The sequence below is a fragment of the Enterocloster sp. 210928-DFI.2.20 genome (genome assembly GCF_020554465.1).
Taxonomy (GTDB): domain Bacteria; phylum Bacillota; class Clostridia; order Lachnospirales; family Lachnospiraceae; genus Enterocloster; species Enterocloster bolteae.
The window spans coordinates 44,239-61,198 of sequence record NZ_JAJCHK010000028.1 but is presented as its reverse complement, the minus strand read 5'-3'; the positions used below and the strand labels follow the sequence as shown (position 1 = coordinate 61,198).

Here is a 16,960-nt window from a genome sequence, read left to right as displayed (position 1 = left end):
GGAAGGAGAGAACAAATGAAAGCAAAACTGGAGATCATAGGGTCTATGGCAGCCTTTGGCACCATAGGAGCCTTTGTGAGACACATACCCCTGCCGTCAGGAGAGCTGGCCCTGTACCGGGCCCTGATTGCTGCCGGCGCCATTTTCCTCTGGCAGCTGTGCAGCGGCCAGGGGACAGGGATAAAGGATGCAAAGGCAGAGCTGCACCTTCTGATTCTGTCAGGGGCGGCCATTGGAATCAACTGGATACTGTTTTTTGAGGCATACCGGTATACCACGGTTGCAATGGCTACCCTTAGCTATTATTTCGCCCCTGTCATCGTAACCGTGGCAAGTCCCTTCCTCTTTAAGGAAAAGCTTACCGCCCGCCAGGTGTTCTGTTTTATCATGTCCACACTGGGACTGGTGCTGGTGATAGGCGTCAGCAGGGGAGGGAGCAGCAGTGATTTGATTGGGATTTTGTTCGGCCTGGGTGCTGCCGTATTTTATGCGTCGGTGGTACTGCTCAATAAAAGCATACGCCATGTATCGGGTATCAACCGGACATTTTTCCAGTTCCTGGCAGCCATTCTGGTTCTCACGCCCTATGTATGCCTGACTGGGGGTTCCCATCTTTTGGATATGGATGCCCTTGGGGTGATAAATCTTCTGGTGGTGGGGGTGTTCCACACAGGCATATGCTATTGCATGTATTTTTCATCCCTGCGTTATCTGAAGGGCCAGGAGGCTTCTATCCTCAGCTACATAGATCCCCTTGTGGCCATCCTGGTATCCGTGACCTTCCTGCATGAGACCATCACTGTGTTTCAGGTGGTGGGAGGAGGAATGATACTTGGTTTTACGGTGTTGAATGAGGTGAGGATGCGTGCCGGGGGAGGGGACCCGGACCCGCGGGAGGAGCTGCGTCCGTGACAGGCGTAAGCGCAGTCCGGGAGGCGGCTGTTCCCGCCGCTCACCCGCCATTCACCCGCTGCATTTCCAACGCGTCCGCTGTCTCTTCCCTGCCTGGGAAAGAAAAAAATATACCGTGTCAATCTGTTGTTAAGATAACGCCATATTGATGCGGGCCCATATATGTTATTGGCATGCCGGCAGTCCGGGCATGCCATTTTTATTGGAGATAAGCGGTGCAGGAGCAAAGATACGGAGTGGGTGAGAGGAATGGGGGCCTTAGTGATTTCAACTGGAAAATCCGGCCCCACAAAATAAAGACATATTTAAGGACATTATATTAGACAAAATAAAAGACGAATAATAGTGGAAATGTCCAAAAAATAAAATATTAATTGACAAAATATAGGCATATGGATATAATTATGGTAAATAATATTATTGAAGCAATAAAAAATACGCATAAAATCGTCCTTAATTCAAAGGAATTTTAAAGACAAAACGTCCTTAAATATGCGTATGGAACATGTGCGCACAGGTAAAAAGTGAAAAAGCAAAAGATGATTAGGAGGAAATGGGAATGAGTTTTTGGAATCCGTTGACCTGTATTACGGGATGCCTGGTGGTTTATTCGGTTGGTGAATTTTTGTCTAAAAAGACCAAGGGGGCTGTTTCATCACTGTTGTTTGCCTGTGTATTGTTCCTCATAGGGTTCTGGAGCGGCCTGCTGCCCAAGGACATTACCACCCAGTCCGGTCTGGTGGCGGTTATGGCGAATTTTGGTACGGCATTCATGATTACCAATATCGGTACGCTGATTAATCTGGAAGACCTGATTCGGGAATGGAAAACCGTGGTTATTTCACTGTTTGCCATTGCGGCGATTGCACTGATTTGTTTTACAGTGGGTTCCCTGCTGTTCGGAAGAGAGTATGCGTTGATTGCAGCGCCTCCAGTGGCAGGTTCCACGGTTGCAGGCATCATAGTTACAAGTGCGGCGGAAGCTGCCAACCGTCCGGAGCTGGCGGCATTTGCAGTGCTGGTACTGTCCGTACAGAAATTTTTCGGTATCCCGATTTCCACATTCTGTATCCGCAAGGAGTTAAGAATCAAGCGCGGCAGCGGTTTCTTCAAGAGCAATACGGTGGAAGAAAAATCCAGCCTTAAGCTGCCCAGCATGCGTATTTTTAAAGAGACGCCTAAAAACCTGAGAAGCAATACCATCTATATCTGTAAAGTGGCCCTGGTGGCCTGTATCGCTGATTTTGTGGGAAAGGCAACACTGATTCCGGGATCCTCTCCGGCCAACTATATCCTTAACCCGAACATTGCCTACCTGCTGTTTGGACTTATCTTTGCCAGAATCGGATTTTTGGAAAAGGATATCTTTGCAAAAGCAAATTCTTCAGGTATCATCACTTTCGGTCTGCTGCTGATGCTGCCCGGAAGCCTTGCAACCCTTTCACCTTCCGGACTGCTGTCAATGATCGTGCCGGTATTCGGTATCCTTTTAATCTGCTCCATCGGCATCATTGTTATCTGCGGTATTGTGGGCAAGGTGCTGGGATGCTCTCCCTACACATCGGCAGCGGTTGGCGTAACCTGTATGCTGGCTTATCCGGCCACCCAGATTATCACCACGGAAGGCGTTGATTCCTTTGAGTGGGAAGGTGATGAGAGACAGAAGGCCATGGATTATATACTGCCTAAAATGATTATCGGCGGTTTCGTTACAGTGACCATTGCATCCGTTGCGTTTGCAAGTATTATTGGTCCTATTATTTTCTAAAGGAAGGAACGTTTGAGTATATGACAGGTCAGATTGCAATTGAAGAAATTGAGAGAAAAAGGCAGAAAATCGACAGCCTGAGCCAATATATATGGAATCACCCGGAGGCCGGATTCAAGGAATATAAGGCCCAGGAGAAGGTGGCGGATTTGCTGCGTGAGGAAGGATTTCAGGTGGAAACCGGGGCAGGAGGTGTTCCCACGGCCATAAAGGCTGTCTATGGAAGCGGTCATCCTGTCATGGGATTTTTGGGTGAGTTTGACGCGCTGCCGGGACTCAGCCAGAAGGTGTCGGTCAACAAGGAGCCGGTGGAGGGACAGCCCTATGGACACGGCTGCGGCCATAACCTGCTGTGCTCCGCCCATGTGGCCGGCGTGATTGGCCTTAAGGAGGAGATGATTCAGAGAAATCTTCCAGGAACCATTGTATTCTATGCATGCCCCGGGGAAGAGCTGCTGACAGGAAAACCTTTGATGGCAAAGGGCGGAGCCTTTGAGGGGTTAGATGTGGCGGTGAATTTCCATCCCAACAAAATCAACGAGGCAACAGTGGGCGTTTCCACGGCAGTGAACTCTGCCAAATTCCACTTTTACGGAAAGGCGTCCCATGCGGCCAATGCGCCTGAAAACGGAAGAAGTGCTCTGGACGCTGTGGAGCTGACTGATATCGGTGCCAATTACCTGAGGGAGCATGTGCCTTCGGATGTGCGTATCCACTACACCATTGTGGACGGAGGCGTGGCACCCAACATAGTGCCGGATAAGGCGGTGGTATGGTATTACATGAGGGCATTTTCCAGGGAAGTGGTGGAAAATGTGTATGAACGTCTTGTGAAGGTGGCAAAAGGCGCGGCCATGATGACGGAGACAGAGCTGGAAATAGAATTCCTTGGAGGCTGCTATAACACCCAGAACAATCATGTGCTGGCCGGTGTGGTGGCAGAAGCCATGAACGAGATTCCGCAGGAACCATGGACACAGGAGGAACTGGACTTTGCGGCAGCCCTGGATGAACAGACTGCGGACGCTGCCAGGGCAACCACGAAAAAATACAGCCTGTCTGCGGATACACATTTGTACACCGGACCGGGCCAGGTGACCTGCTTTAACAGCTACGGCTCCACCGATGTGGGGGATGTGATGCATCTGGTTCCAACCGCCTATTTCTTTACGGCCTGCACCAACATGGGGGCGCCTGCCCACAGCTGGCAGTTTGCATCCTGCGCGGGAAGCTCCATCGGTGAAAAGGGAATGATTTACGCAGCTAAGGTAATGGCGTTATACGGCCTTAAGCTCATTGAAAAGCCGGAACTGATTGCACAGGCTAAAGAGGAATTTGACAGACAGATGGAGGGCCGCAGCTACAAGTGCCCGATACCGGATGGAATGACGATGCCCTGGTAAGGAGGATTGACATGGTGGATTTTTTAAAGGAAGCAGAAGGAATTGAGCAGGAAGTGATTGGGTGGAGACGTCATGTCCACCAATATCCGGAGCTTCTCATGGACCTGCCGGAAACAGCTGCATTTGTGGAGCGGGAACTTAAAAATATGGGGTATGAGCCGGAGTACATATGCCAGTCTGGAATCGTTGCTGTGCTGGACAGCCAAAAGCCGGGTAAGACGCTGCTTCTCAGAGCGGATATGGATGCCCTGCCCATCGGGGAAGAAAGCGGTCTTGAATATGCCAGCAAACATCCCGGAATCAGCCATGCCTGCGGCCATGATACCCATATAGCCATGCTTCTGGGAGCGGCAAAGCTCCTGATGAAGCACAAGGACCTTCTGAGGGGCAAAGTCAAGTTTATGTTTCAGCCCGGGGAGGAGGGCGGAGGAGGCGCACGCACCATGGTGGAAGCAGGGGTGCTGCGTTCGCCGGATGTGGATGCATGCATGGCCTTCCACCAGGTGGTGGCAAGGGATCATGTGCCTACGGGAATTATCGGATATACCCGCGGACCCATGATGGCCTCCGCCGATATGTTCCGGATTACGGTCCGGGGCAAAAGCGCCCATGGGGCCAGTCCTGAATCCGGGGTCAACCCGGTGCAGATTCTGTGCCAGATATACAATGGCCTTCAGTCCATCGAATGCTCGGAAAAGCCCAGGGGAAGCGCGCTGGCCCTGACCATTGGACAGATTAGCGCGGGCAGGGCAGGGAATGTGATACCGGAGCAGGGATTTATGTGCGGAAGCATCCGGGCTTATGAGGAGAATGTGAGAAGCCTGGCCAAGAGGCGCCTGAAGGAGATTTCAGAACAGACAGCAGCCATGTACGGGGGCCGGGCAGAGGTGGAATTTCCAAGTGAACTGCCGGCTACGGTCAATGACCTCCAGGTGGGCGATGAGATGTTCGGCTATGTAAAGGAGCTGGTTGGAGAGGAAGGAACCATGATGCTTCCCCAGATAATGGGAGGGGAAGATTTTGCGGAGGTTCTGAAGGAGGCGCCCGGCGTTCTGTTCAGGGTCAGCCTGGGGGACAAGCAGGAGGGGTATCCCTATATCAGCCACAACTCCAAGGTCATATTCAATGAAAGCGGCATGAAGCATGCAGTGGCTGCGTTTGCCCACTGTGCGGTCAGATGGCTGAATGCCCATTAAAAGTGAACGGGACGGAAATAAGGGTTAAGACGGATTGACAAAAAAGTGAGACGGACGGGGTGTTCCCCGGGACGTCTCACTTTTTGCTGTTTTGTGTTCTCTCTGTTATCAGCGTTATCAGATACGGCTTCCTGCTGTATTCTGCTGTTTTCCTGTATGTAGTCCATTATGGAATATGTCCCGTTGCTCCTGAACCATTTCCGGCGGTTCAAAACCATATCCTGCCGTTCATGAAATAAGTTCGGGATGAAACTGGTAAATCTTTTCCGGCCTTCCCCTTGTAAAGGACGGCTGCCGTTCCAGCTCCAGGAAAATACCGGTGGCGGAAAGCCTGCCAAGGAGGCGGTTGGCGCTACGGGGGGTAATGTGCAGGGCTGCTGCCAGGGCCTGGGAAGTGATGCAGTCCCGGTCCATGGCGGACAGCGCTGTGAGAAGGCGGTCCGCATAGGATACGGAGATGCCGGCTTTTTGGGACAGCTGACGGCTCCGGGAGGTAAGCGGTGCGGAGGCGTCAGGGTCTTTGGAAAGCTGGGGAGCCATGACAGAGGCGCCGTCGGAAAACTGCTGGTTTAAGGCCGTGATGGCGTTCTGGTTCTGTACAATGGTTTTCAGATGTATCTCCTGTAGCAGCAGGGTGACGGATTCCTGCAGTATCTCATATTTGGGGTAGACGAAATAGGTGTTTACCCCGGCGTCCAGCAAATCCTGTATAATATTGCTGAAGCGGGTCACGGAGTATTGGATTTTCTTCTCATTCCAAAGGCGTATGTGTTTGAGTTTGATTTTCTTTTCCATCTCGCACAGCTGCTCCAGGGAATAGGTGGAGGTGTTCTGGTACACCTTGTATATGAGCTGGTTAAACTGGCCCCGCTCCAGGTACTGGTGCAGGGGAACTGTTTCCGGCAGCCATTCCAGCAGGTCGAAATACCCCCTCTCCAGATAAAAGTCCTGTTCTTTAAACTGCACCTGGAAAAATGTCTCGTAGTAGCAGAGGGCGTTGCTGCCGAAGGAAACAATGGGCTTGGTGAGTACCGGCACCCTGCGGCAGATGGCGGCCCTGGGGACAGGTCCGCTGACCAGGAAACCGTCGTAGGATTTCTCCAATTCCAGATATAATTCCCCTGCATGGGCAAAATCATTGTAGATATAATAAGATAATTCACAGTCAAGGGAAAGGGAATTAAAATAGGACTCCACATAGTCCTTCAAAAAACGGGTTAGTATTACTGCTATCTTCATCGCGGATATCTCCTGTCAATATACTGTCTCCAAAGGGGCAGGGTATTAATTTTCACTCCATTTCCAGAGTATGTCCCGGTTCACGGTCTCGTAGAACATCCTTCGTATCCGGGCAGGGTCCTTAGTCTGTCCAAGTATCCACATGATTTTGGTGACCACGGCCTCCAGGGTCATGTCATAGGCTTCCAGCAGGCCGAATTCCTGTTTGATGCTCCGGCCCACCTCATAGACGGACATGTCGCTGCCCTCATTGGTGACCTGGGTGGTCATGATGACAGTCTTTCCAAGGCCTGTCCACCGGGCGATGGCGCCGTGGTAATCCCCGTCCTGGTAGGAAGGCAGGCCGCCTACCCCAAAGGATTCTATGATGACGGCGTCGTAATGCTCCGCCATGTAATCAAGCAGAGAAGCGTCCATGGAGGGAATCAGCTTCATGAGCCCCACATCCCCGTCCATTTGACGGTAAAAGCAGACCGGCTCTTTGTCCCTGTCCTTGTCGTCCAGGTAAAATATAATCTGACCGTCCTGGATGATGGCAACATACGGAAAGTTGATGCTGGAAAAGGCGTGATAGCTTTTTGTCCACTCCTTCTTTCCTCTGGTGCCCGCAATGACCTTGCCGTCAAAGACAATGTTTACGCCGTGGGCGCCGGGACAGGAGGCAAAGAGAAGGCTGTCGGCCAGGTTGGTTCTGGCGTCCGTATTCTCCATGTCGATGGGCTTCTGGGCCCCGGTGATGATGATGGGCTTTGGCGAATGCTGAATCAGGTAGGACAGGGCCGCGGCCGTATAAGCCATGGTGTCCGTGCCGTGGGTGATGACAAAGCCGTCGTATTGGCTGTAGTTTTCCTCAATCGCCTTTTCTACTGCCAGCCAGTGGCAGGGCTGTATGTTGGTGCTGTCTATGTTCATCAGCTGGATGGAGTGGATTTCACAGTAGCTTTGGCTGTCAGGCACATAGGACAGGATTTCATCCGATGTAATGACGGGCTTAAGCCCCTTATCCGTGCGCTTGCAGGCAATGGTGCCGCCTGTTCCCAGTAAGAGTATGCGTTTCATATTGTGCCCCCTTAATCATGTGTGTTTAAGTTACTGTTAAGTATAACCTGTTTGCAAAAACATATAATAACAGCAGCAGCGTCTTTACTGCCCCATAACCTTTCGTACTGCTTACAATTATATTAAGAATATGATAAATTTACAATCCCTTGATTGATTTTAAATCTGACTATGATACAATAAGAATAAGTAACCAATTTTCTCCATATTCTGTGCAGATGAAAGGAGATTTACATGTCCCTTATTTGGCTTATCGCGTTTGTGGTTTTTCTGGTAGTGGAAGGAGTTACCACATCTCTGACCAGCATCTGGTTTGCAGGGGGTTCCCTGGCCGCGCTGGTGGTGCAGGTGTGCGGAGGCGGTCTGTATCCCCAGCTGGCAGTGTTTGTGGCAGTGTCCTTCATGTTGTTTCTTATGGTCCGTCCCTTTGCTTACAAGTACCTGTACGGCAAGCGGACAAAAACCAATGTTGACAGTCTTACAGGCCGCAAGGCTGTGGTCAAGGACCGTATTGATAATGTGGCAGGTACAGGGACCGCCATTCTGGCCGGTGAGACCTGGCTTGCCAGGGCGGCAGAGGAGGGGGATACCTTTGAAGCAGGTGATGTGGTGGTTATATCCGCTGTCAGCGGGGCAAAGCTGCTGGTAGCTGCGGCGAAGCAGGAACATGAAGTTGAAAAAGCATAAAGAAACATAAGGAGGATTCATATGTTTGGAGCAATCGGAGGATTTATCACGTTCATCATCATTGCAGTCATTATTTTATTTGTTCTGTCCACCTGTATCAGAGTTGTGCCTCAGGCTCAGGCTCTGGTGGTGGAGAGGCTGGGTGCCTACCTGGGCACATACAGCGTGGGCATTCATTTCCTGGTTCCCTTCATCGACCGTGTGGCCAAGAAGGTAAACCTGAAGGAGCAGGTGGAGGACTTTCCGCCCCAGCCGGTTATCACCAAGGATAACGTAACCATGCAGATTGATACGGTGGTATTTTTCTACATTACGGATCCGAAGCTGTATGCCTATGGCGTGGAGCGCCCGTTACTTGCCATTGAGAACCTGACAGCCACCACCCTGCGTAATATCATCGGTGACCTGGAGCTGGACGAAACGCTGACCTCCAGGGAGACCATCAATGCCAAGATGCAGGAGTCCCTGGATATTGCCACGGACCCATGGGGCATCAAAGTGACCAGGGTAGAGCTTAAGAACATCATTCCTCCGGCAGCCATCCAGGAGGCCATGGAAAAACAGATGAAGGCAGAGCGCGAGCGCCGTGAATCCATCCTGAGGGCAGAGGGCGAGAAGAAGTCCATGGTTCTGGTGGCGGAAGGCCACAAAGAGTCAGCTGTGCTGAATGCGGAGGGTGAGAAAGAAGCAGCTATTCTTGCCGCCGAGGCAGAGAAGGAGAAGAAGATTAGAGAGGCGGAAGGCCAGGCAGAGGCCATCCGTTCCGTACAGAAGGCTACGGCGGACGGTATCCGCTTTATCAAGGAGGCCGGGGCTGACAATGCAGTTCTCCAGCTTAAGAGTCTGGAAGCATTCCAGGCAGCTGCCAACGGAAAGGCCAATAAGATTATCATTCCTTCGGATATCCAGGGAATTGCAGGCCTGGTAAAGTCCATAGCAGAGGTAGCCTCAAAAGATGAGGCTGCGGAATAAAAGGCCGCAGAATAAAATCCAGTGGACAAAAGCCGGTCCATGATATAAGATAGGAATTGAAGGTAGTACCCATCAGCTGACCTAACTGGTGGGTGCTGTTTTATTCTTTATGATTTTTTACGAAAATGTACAGACATGAGGTGCAGGTATGGAGGGAAAGGTTGTAAAGGGAAACCGTATTACGGAAGGAAGCATTTTCGGACAGCTGCTGCTGTTTTTCTTTCCCATATTGTTCGGGACATTTTTCCAGCAGCTTTATAATACGGCGGATGCCATGGTGGTGGGCCGCTTTGTGGGAAAGCAGGCCCTGGCCGCAGTAGGAGGAAGCACCAGCACCCTGATTAACCTGCTGGTGGGTTTCTTTGTGGGATTGTCCAGCGGTGCCACGGTGGTCATATCTCAGTTTTACGGTGCCAGGAAGGCGGATAAGGTCCACTGGGCCGTACATACATCCATTGCTTTTTCCGTTATTGGGGGCATTATCTTTATGATTGTGGGACTGGTGGGATCGCCCTGGGCCCTGGAGGCCATGAAGACGCCGGAGGATGTCATGGGCCATGCTGTTGTGTATATCCGGATCTATTTCCTGGGAATCATAGTCAACCTGGTCTACAACATGGGCGCCGGAATCCTGCGTGCCGTCGGAGATTCCAGGCGGCCCCTGTATTTCCTCATTGCCAGCTGTTTTACCAACATCATTCTGGATGTGCTGCTGGTGGCAGTGCTGGGGATGGGAGTGGCGGGCGCTGCCCTGGCTACCATCACCTCCCAGCTTTTAAGCGCAGTCCTGGTGGTCCTGGCCCTTATGAAAACCGATGATATGTATAAGCTGGAATGGAAGAAGGTGCGCATTGACCAGAGGATGCTCCAGAGGATTGTGCGTATCGGTATCCCCGCGGGAATGCAGTCCGTCATGTATAATATATCCAATGTCATCATCCAGGCCGGCGTCAATACCCTGGGAACCGACAATGTGACTGCATGGGCCACCTACGGCAAGGTGGACGGCCTGTACTGGATGATGATCAATGCCCTTGGCATATCTGCCACTACCTTTGTGGGGCAGAATTTTGGGGCCGGCCGCCTGGACCGCGTGCGCAAGGGAGCCGGTGCCTGCATGGTGATCGGTGTGGTGCTGACAGCGTCCGTGGGAGTGGTCCTTTATAACGGCGGCCATCTGCTGGTGGAGCTGTTTACCACGGACCAGCAGGTCCAGGCCATCAGTATGGATTTGCTGCATTTCATGGTTCCTACCTTTATTACCTATATTGCCATTGAGATACTATCCGGTACCCTGAGAGGGGTGGGGGACGCATGGATGCCCCTTATCATTACGGGCATCGGCGTGTGCGCGGTCCGGGTGCTGTGGATTATGTTTGTTCTGCCTCATTACCACACCATCATCGGCGCTGCCTTCTGCTATCCTTTGACCTGGAGCCTGACCACGGTTGCCTTTGTGATTTATTATTACTTTTTCAGCAGTCTCAGACGCTGGAAGCTTAAGCCGCTTAAAAAACGCTTCGGCGTGTATAAGCCATTCTGAGATGGGAAGACTTTCTGTATAAAATGACAGGAGGTGCCCATATGACCACTAAGGAAGTTATGTTTGATTCGGTGGAGGATGTAAAGCGGTTTGTCCAGCAGAGCGAGAAGCAGCCGGAAGATATCGACGTGTGCTGCGGCAGCTGCATGGTGGACGGAAAGTCCATACTGGGAATTCTCAGCCTGGGGATTCATAAAAAATTGAATGTTGTGATTCATGACTGAGAGGTGAAAAGGACGTTCCGGATTTAAGGGCGTCCTTTTTCAATGGGCTTGCCTGCCGGCTTGTACTGCATTGCTGCTGTATTGCCGATTTGAAAGGAAGGTTTTACAATGAACCGTTCCTGTGATACAATAGACACTAAATATATTTTTACAGACTGGACGTTTAGGATTAACAGACCGTAAAGGACGGAGGCTAAATGCATGATTCAGGATATTGCGCCGCATACATATGACCCTGTATTCAGGAGGAAGAAGCCGGAAGACAGGGATTACCTGCTCCACTACGAATATAATAAGGTAATGCTTATCAAAAGCGGAAGGGGGAGTGTGATTCCCACCTTCGGGGAACTGGGGGCGGAAGGAGATTTTTCGGCACAGGCCGAGTACCTGTTTTCCATTGATGACAGGGCCTATTACTGTGTGACGGATATGAAAGTGCCGGAATTCGGAGGATTCTATATGGAGCCTCTGACTGTGTTCCGGAATTTTGAACCTCTGCACCAGGCATTTGCGGGGATAACGGGCAGCCAGCTCTACCGGTGGATGCAGAGCAGACGGTTCTGCGGCGGCTGCGGAGCGAAGACAGAACCCAGCCTGAAGGAGCGCGCCCTGGTCTGTCCTTCCTGCGGACAGACGGAGTACCCTAAAATCAGTCCGGCTGTCATCGTGGCCATTACCAATGGGGACAAGCTGCTCATGTCCCGCTATGCCAGAGGCGCTTACCGAAACTATGCGCTGATTGCCGGATTTGTGGAAATCGGAGAGACCTTTGAGGACTGCGTGCGCAGGGAGGTCATGGAGGAAGTGGGCCTCAGGGTGAAGAATATCCGCTACTATAAAAGCCAGCCCTGGGCATTTTCCGATACGGAGATGGTGGGATTTACGGCAGAGCTGGACGGGGATGACACCATATGTCTGGAGGAAGAGGAGCTGTGCGAGGCCGGCTGGTTTACACGGGATGAAATCGTGGAATACGGACCTTATATCAGCGTGGGACATGAGATGATGAAGGCGTTTAAGGATGGAAAGATATAGCAGACAGCTGCATATAAAAGGAGAAGTGACTATGAACCGTAAGGATTATATTTTATTTGACCTGGATGGAACTCTGACAGACCCTAAGGAGGGAATCACCAAATCGGTGCAGCATGCACTGGAGCATTTCGGCGTACAGACAGATGATCTGGATAGCCTGACACCTTTCATCGGGCCGCCTCTGAGGGACAGCTTCAAGAGGTATTACGGCTTTTCCGATGAGCAGGCATGGGAGGGGGTGCAGGCATACCGGGAGTATTTCAGCGTTCGGGGCTGGGTCCAGAACAAGGAGTATCCCGGCATAAAGGAAATGCTGGAAGCACTGAAGGAAGCAGGAAGAGTGCTGTTAGTGGCAACCTCCAAACCGGAGGAGTTTGCCAAGAAGATACTGGATCACTTTGACATGGCAGAGTATTTTGATTTCATCGGCGGTGCCGATATGGGGGAAACCCGGGTGCGCAAGGCGGATGTAATCCGGTATGTGCTGGAACAGTGCGGCCTGGAGTCGGACGATGAGACAATCGGACGCTGTGTAATGGTGGGAGACAGGGAGCACGATGTCCTGGGGGCCAGGGAGTGCGGCATGGAATGCGTGGGCGTACTCTACGGATATGGGGACCGCCAGGAGATGGATGCGTGCAGGCCTGCCTGGATTGCAGAGACGGTGAAGGATTTAAGGGATTTGCTTCTGTCACTATAACTTGAGCTCATAATAACCATTCCTATTATGCAATTGACAAATAGAACAATGGTTGCTATGATTGAAATTACTATTAAGAAGGCAGCTGCTTTGGCGCTTGCCATCAAATGAGAGGGTGGGATTAGATGGACGACAGAATCGTGTTATCGCTGCTTGTGGACAATACTGCAGGTGTGCTGGCCCGTGTAGCAGGGCTGTTCAGCCGCCGCGGATACAATATTGAGAGTCTGACTGTAGGTGTCACCGCTGACCCGCGGTACTCCAGGATGACCGTGGTTTCCCTGGGAGACCAGACCGTCCTGGAACAGATAAAGAACCAGCTCAATAAACTGGAGGATGTAAGGGATATCAAGGAGCTGCAGCCGGACCGTTCCGTATACAGGGAACTGATGATGGTGAAGGTGCGTGCCAATGCCAGCGACCGCCAGTCTGTCAGCGCCATATCCAGTATCTTCCGCGCCACCATCGTGGATGTGGGAAAGGATTCACTGACCGTTATGCTGACAGGAGACCAGTCCAAGCTGGATGCGCTTATTAACCTGTTGGAGGATTATGAAATCCTGGAGCTGGCCAGAACCGGCCTTACTGGCCTGGAGCGGGGCGCAGAGGATATCAGGATGCTTCCGTAAAACAGAGGCTTAAGGGGGCGGCCAAAGGCGGACAGAGAGTCGTCGGTTTTGTTGCCTTAAACATATATTATTTAAGATTTAAGTTCAAAGGAATTGAAGGAGGAAAAAAGCAATGCCAAAGATTTATTATCAGGAAGATTGTAATTTGTCATTACTGGAGGGCAAGACCATTGCTGTGATCGGTTACGGCAGCCAGGGACATGCACATGCTTTAAACTTAAAGGAGTCAGGATGCAATGTAATCGTAGGATTGTATGAGGGCAGCCGTTCCTGGAAGAAAGCACAGGAGCAGGGATTCGAGGTATATACAGCAGCTGAGGCATCCAAGAAAGCAGATGTCATCATGATTCTGATCAACGATGAGAAGCAGGCAGCCATGTATAAGGAGTCCATCGCGCCAAACCTGCGCCCTGGAATGATGCTGATGTTTGCCCATGGCTTCGCCATCCACTTCGGACAGATTGTTCCGCCTAAGGATGTGGACGTTACCATGATCGCTCCCAAGGCACCGGGACATACCGTGAGAAGCGAATATCAGAGGGGCAGAGGAACCCCATGTCTGGTTGCTGTTTACCAGGATGCCACAGGCAAGGCCATGGATATGGCGCTGGCTTATGGACAGGGAATCGGCGGCGCAAGGGCAGGTATCCTGGAGACTACCTTCAGAGTAGAGACCGAGACCGACCTGTTTGGTGAGCAGGCAGTGCTCTGCGGCGGCGTGTGCGCCCTGATGAAGGCCGGATTTGAGACCCTGGTGGAAGCAGGCTATGCTCCTGAGAATGCATACTTTGAGTGTGTGCATGAGATGAAGCTGATTGTGGATCTGATTTACGAGAGCGGTTTTGCAGGCATGCGTTATTCCATTTCCAATACAGCTGAGTACGGCGATTATATCACCGGACCAAAGATTGTAACCGACGAGACAAAGAAGGCCATGAAGAAGATTCTGTCCGATATCCAGGACGGCTCCTTTGCAAAAGAGTGGCTTCTTGAGAACCAGGTTGGCTGCCCGCATTTCAATGCCATGAGGAAGAACGAGGCAGAGCAGCCCCTTGAGAAGGTGGGAGCTGAGCTGAGAAAGCTTTACAGCTGGAATGATACGGACAAACTGATCAACAACTAATCAATAACTAATGCTACATAGACTGTGTCCGCGGATCTTGGCGGATACAGGTAAGAATAAAGAACAGGCGGATGCCCCCGGAAAAATCCGGGGAATCCGCCTGTTTTATATATGCAGAATAATGGGCAGGATACGTACGGGAATATGTACGTCCTGAATATCAGTACAAAAACTCCAGAAATGTTTTTAGGGCCATGGCCTGGTTGGCCGGGTGATAGGCGAAGCCGATGGTCCTGCGGTGGATGGGGATATCCAGAGGAATCTCCACCAGCATGCCGCTGTCCAGCTCCTTCTGCACCAACTCCTTGATGACGCAGGCAATACCCAGGCCAATCTTGGCAAACTCAATCAGCAGGTCCATGGTGGTCACTTCCAGAATCTGATGGGGAAAGATGTTGTTTTCCGCCATGTATTCGTCCACATGGTGGCGGGTCATGTTGCTGGTGTCAAGAAGCATGATATTTCCGGTCTCAAACAGGCTGGTGTCCTGCCCTTCCCTCAGGTACAGGTTCTCCAGATAATTGGGGGTGGTGACAAAGGTGTCCTGGATATCCATGACCGGAATAAAGGCCAGGTCACGGCGCACCGAAGGCTCGGCAACCAGGCCCAGGTCGATTTTCTGCTGTTCCAGCCGGGCCAGGGTCTGTGCCGTGGCCTGGCTCTCTATGGTGACCTTCATGTGGGGATACTGGTCAATGAAGGTCTTAAGATAGGGAAGCAGAATATATTTGCACAGTGTGTTGCTCACACCGATCCGCAAGTGGCCGATGTCGAATTCCTGAATCCGCTTCAGTTCCTGCTCGCCCCGGTCCAGGGCGTCAAATGCCTCCCTGGTATGTTCAAATAATATTTCACCTTCAGAGGTGAGCTGCACTCCGCGGGAGCTTCGGGTAAACAGGGACAGGCCAAGGCTGTCCTCCAGCTTGCTGATGGCCTTGCTGATGGCTGGCTGGCTGATGTAAAGTTCCTTTGCTGCCTTGGAAATGTTGCCGGCTTTGGCCACTTCATAAAATATCTTGTATTGGGACAGGTTCTGTTCCATGGAATCCCCTCCTGCTATATAACATTTTTTCATATATTCCATTCATATTATGTATTTTTATTATAACAATACATATGCTAAAATGTAAAGCATGGATGAAATAATTTCAAAGAATTAATAGAGAAGGATATTGAAGGAGGAAATAAGTTATGGGAATGACCATGAGCCAGAAAATCCTGGCTGCCCACGCAGGACTTGAGGAAGTGAAGGCGGGACAGCTTATAGAGGCGGATTTGGATTTAGTGCTGGGAAACGACATCACTTCTCCGGTTGCCATTAACGAGATGAAGAAGATGGACAGAAAGACCGTATTTGATAAGGATAAGATTGCCCTGGTTATGGACCATTTTATCCCGAACAAGGATATAAAGTCGGCTGAGAACTGCAAGTGCTGCAGGGAGTTTGCCTGCCGCCATGAGATAACCAATTATTTCGATGTGGGAGACATGGGAATTGAGCATGCTCTTCTTCCTGAAAAGGGACTGGTGGTGGCCGGAGACGCGGTCATTGGCGCGGATTCCCACACATGTACATACGGAGCCCTGGGAGCGTTTTCCACAGGCGTGGGGAGCACGGATATGGCAGCCGGCATGGTGACCGGCAAGGCCTGGTTCAAGGTGCCCTCCGCCATTAAATTCCAGCTGGTGGGCAAGCCCGCGAAGTGGGTCAGCGGCAAGGATGTAATCTTACATATTATAGGTATGATTGGTGTGGACGGAGCCCTGTATAAATCCATGGAGTTTGTGGGAGAGGGAATCAGGAATCTTTCCATGGACGACCGCTTTACCATCTGCAACATGGCAATCGAGGCCGGCGGAAAGAACGGAATCTTCCCTGTGGATGAGCTGGCCGTGGAGTATATGAAGGAGCATTCCAAACGTGAATTTACCGTGTACGAGGCGGATGAGGACGCGGAGTATGATGAGACATATGTGATTGATTTGTCCGAATTAAAGCCCACGGTATCCTTCCCCCATCTTCCCTCCAATACCAGGACCATTGACCAGGTAGGAGAGGTAAAGGTGGACCAGGCGGTTATCGGTTCCTGTACCAACGGCCGTATTGAGGATATGAGAATCGCGGCGGAGGTATTAAAGGGCAGAAAGATTGCAAAGGGTGTGCGCTGCATCGTGATTCCGGCCACCCAGTCCATCTACCTTCAGGCCATGAAGGAAGGGCTTCTGGAGATTTTCATTGAGGCCGGAGCCGTGGTGAGCACACCTACCTGCGGTCCGTGTCTGGGCGGCTACATGGGTATCCTTGCGGCCGGGGAGAGATGTATCTCCACAACAAACCGTAACTTTGTGGGACGTATGGGACACGTGGATTCAGAGGTATATCTGGCCAGCCCGGCCGTGGCTGCCGCAAGTGCCGTGGCGGGTAAAATCATCTGCCCCTGCCAGCTGGATTAACGGAACAAAGGCAATA

The 16,960-nt window shown here is 51.4% G+C and carries 16 protein-coding genes; 13 read left to right on the top strand and 3 right to left on the bottom strand.

Annotation, left to right across the window (positions count from 1 at the left end; genetic code table 11):
• Nucleotides 1–15 precede the first annotated feature (15 nt).
• The 4 genes from LI015_RS20920 (at nt 16) to LI015_RS20905 (ending at nt 5,279) form a co-directional block, all read left to right on the top strand.
• Nucleotides 16–912: a DMT family transporter gene (locus LI015_RS20920; RefSeq protein WP_002571176.1), complete on the top strand. Its 897-nt coding sequence runs from the start codon at nt 16–18 to the stop codon at nt 910–912.
• A gap of 559 nt (nt 913–1,471) precedes the next feature.
• Nucleotides 1,472–2,680, top strand: coding sequence for a hypothetical protein (locus LI015_RS20915; RefSeq protein WP_002569369.1), 1,209 nt, complete (start codon nt 1,472–1,474; stop codon nt 2,678–2,680).
• A gap of 20 nt (nt 2,681–2,700) precedes the next feature.
• Complete coding sequence (locus LI015_RS20910; RefSeq protein ID WP_195632556.1) at nt 2,701–4,083, top strand: amidohydrolase; 1,383 nt, start codon at nt 2,701–2,703, stop codon at nt 4,081–4,083.
• 11 nt (nt 4,084–4,094) lie between these two features.
• Nucleotides 4,095–5,279 (top strand): M20 metallopeptidase family protein, encoded by a 1,185-nt coding sequence (locus LI015_RS20905; RefSeq protein WP_002569367.1) that lies wholly within the window; start codon nt 4,095–4,097, stop codon nt 5,277–5,279.
• A 228-nt stretch (nt 5,280–5,507) separates the two neighbouring features.
• On the opposite strand, the gene LI015_RS20900 is transcribed toward LI015_RS20905, so the two are convergent.
• Nucleotides 5,508–6,518, bottom strand: a complete 1,011-nt coding sequence (locus tag LI015_RS20900; protein ID WP_002574079.1) for a MarR family transcriptional regulator — start codon at nt 6,516–6,518, stop codon at nt 5,508–5,510.
• A gap of 45 nt (nt 6,519–6,563) precedes the next feature.
• Nucleotides 6,564–7,577, bottom strand: coding sequence for an asparaginase (locus tag LI015_RS20895; RefSeq protein ID WP_002569365.1), 1,014 nt, complete (start codon nt 7,575–7,577; stop codon nt 6,564–6,566).
• 234 nt (nt 7,578–7,811) lie between these two features.
• Between LI015_RS20895 and LI015_RS20890 the strand changes: the two genes are divergently transcribed.
• From LI015_RS20890 to ilvC, 8 genes are all read left to right on the top strand, one after another.
• The gene (locus tag LI015_RS20890; protein WP_002569364.1) at nt 7,812–8,264 is read left to right on the top strand and encodes an NfeD family protein; all 453 of its coding nucleotides are present in this window, start codon (nt 7,812–7,814) and stop codon (nt 8,262–8,264) included.
• Between the two features lie 21 nt (nt 8,265–8,285).
• Nucleotides 8,286–9,236 (top strand): SPFH domain-containing protein, encoded by a 951-nt coding sequence (locus LI015_RS20885; RefSeq protein ID WP_002569363.1) that lies wholly within the window; start codon nt 8,286–8,288, stop codon nt 9,234–9,236.
• Between the two features lie 148 nt (nt 9,237–9,384).
• Entirely contained in the window at nt 9,385–10,779 is a 1,395-nt protein-coding gene (locus LI015_RS20880) for an MATE family efflux transporter (protein WP_002569362.1), read from the top strand.
• Nucleotides 10,780–10,820: 41 nt separating this feature from the next.
• A complete protein-coding gene (locus LI015_RS20875) occupies nt 10,821–11,003 on the top strand; it encodes an HPr family phosphocarrier protein (protein WP_002569361.1) in 183 nt (60 codons plus the stop codon).
• A 201-nt stretch (nt 11,004–11,204) separates the two neighbouring features.
• Nucleotides 11,205–12,038: an NAD(+) diphosphatase gene (gene nudC, locus LI015_RS20870; protein ID WP_002569360.1), complete on the top strand. Its 834-nt coding sequence runs from the start codon at nt 11,205–11,207 to the stop codon at nt 12,036–12,038.
• A 31-nt stretch (nt 12,039–12,069) separates the two neighbouring features.
• On the top strand, nt 12,070–12,738 hold the full coding sequence (locus LI015_RS20865) for an HAD family hydrolase (RefSeq protein WP_117566104.1): 669 nt from the start codon (nt 12,070–12,072) through the stop codon (nt 12,736–12,738).
• Between the two features lie 125 nt (nt 12,739–12,863).
• Nucleotides 12,864–13,367, top strand: a complete 504-nt coding sequence (gene ilvN / locus LI015_RS20860) for an acetolactate synthase small subunit (protein WP_002569358.1) — start codon at nt 12,864–12,866, stop codon at nt 13,365–13,367.
• A 112-nt stretch (nt 13,368–13,479) separates the two neighbouring features.
• Entirely contained in the window at nt 13,480–14,490 is a 1,011-nt protein-coding gene (gene ilvC / locus LI015_RS20855; protein ID WP_002569357.1) for a ketol-acid reductoisomerase, read from the top strand.
• A gap of 160 nt (nt 14,491–14,650) precedes the next feature.
• On the opposite strand, the gene LI015_RS20850 is transcribed toward ilvC, so the two are convergent.
• A complete protein-coding gene (locus tag LI015_RS20850; RefSeq protein ID WP_002569356.1) occupies nt 14,651–15,532 on the bottom strand; it encodes a LysR family transcriptional regulator in 882 nt (293 codons plus the stop codon).
• Nucleotides 15,533–15,681: 149 nt separating this feature from the next.
• Between LI015_RS20850 and leuC the strand changes: the two genes are divergently transcribed.
• Nucleotides 15,682–16,944, top strand: a complete 1,263-nt coding sequence (leuC, locus tag LI015_RS20845) for a 3-isopropylmalate dehydratase large subunit (protein WP_002569355.1) — start codon at nt 15,682–15,684, stop codon at nt 16,942–16,944.
• Nucleotides 16,945–16,960 lie beyond the last annotated feature (16 nt).

Coding starts and splice junctions, on each gene's coding strand:
- LI015_RS20920 (WP_002571176.1), top strand. CDS start 16: ATGAAAGCAAAACTGGAGATCATAGGGTCTATGGCAGCCTTTGGCACC.
- LI015_RS20915 (WP_002569369.1), top strand. CDS start 1,472: ATGAGTTTTTGGAATCCGTTGACCTGTATTACGGGATGCCTGGTGGTT.
- LI015_RS20910 (WP_195632556.1), top strand. CDS start 2,701: ATGACAGGTCAGATTGCAATTGAAGAAATTGAGAGAAAAAGGCAGAAA.
- LI015_RS20905 (WP_002569367.1), top strand. CDS start 4,095: ATGGTGGATTTTTTAAAGGAAGCAGAAGGAATTGAGCAGGAAGTGATT.
- LI015_RS20900 (WP_002574079.1), bottom strand. CDS start 6,518: ATGAAGATAGCAGTAATACTAACCCGTTTTTTGAAGGACTATGTGGAG.
- LI015_RS20895 (WP_002569365.1), bottom strand. CDS start 7,577: ATGAAACGCATACTCTTACTGGGAACAGGCGGCACCATTGCCTGCAAG.
- LI015_RS20890 (WP_002569364.1), top strand. CDS start 7,812: ATGTCCCTTATTTGGCTTATCGCGTTTGTGGTTTTTCTGGTAGTGGAA.
- LI015_RS20885 (WP_002569363.1), top strand. CDS start 8,286: ATGTTTGGAGCAATCGGAGGATTTATCACGTTCATCATCATTGCAGTC.
- LI015_RS20880 (WP_002569362.1), top strand. CDS start 9,385: ATGGAGGGAAAGGTTGTAAAGGGAAACCGTATTACGGAAGGAAGCATT.
- LI015_RS20875 (WP_002569361.1), top strand. CDS start 10,821: ATGACCACTAAGGAAGTTATGTTTGATTCGGTGGAGGATGTAAAGCGG.
- nudC (WP_002569360.1), top strand. CDS start 11,205: ATGATTCAGGATATTGCGCCGCATACATATGACCCTGTATTCAGGAGG.
- LI015_RS20865 (WP_117566104.1), top strand. CDS start 12,070: ATGAACCGTAAGGATTATATTTTATTTGACCTGGATGGAACTCTGACA.
- ilvN (WP_002569358.1), top strand. CDS start 12,864: ATGGACGACAGAATCGTGTTATCGCTGCTTGTGGACAATACTGCAGGT.
- ilvC (WP_002569357.1), top strand. CDS start 13,480: ATGCCAAAGATTTATTATCAGGAAGATTGTAATTTGTCATTACTGGAG.
- LI015_RS20850 (WP_002569356.1), bottom strand. CDS start 15,532: ATGGAACAGAACCTGTCCCAATACAAGATATTTTATGAAGTGGCCAAA.
- leuC (WP_002569355.1), top strand. CDS start 15,682: ATGGGAATGACCATGAGCCAGAAAATCCTGGCTGCCCACGCAGGACTT.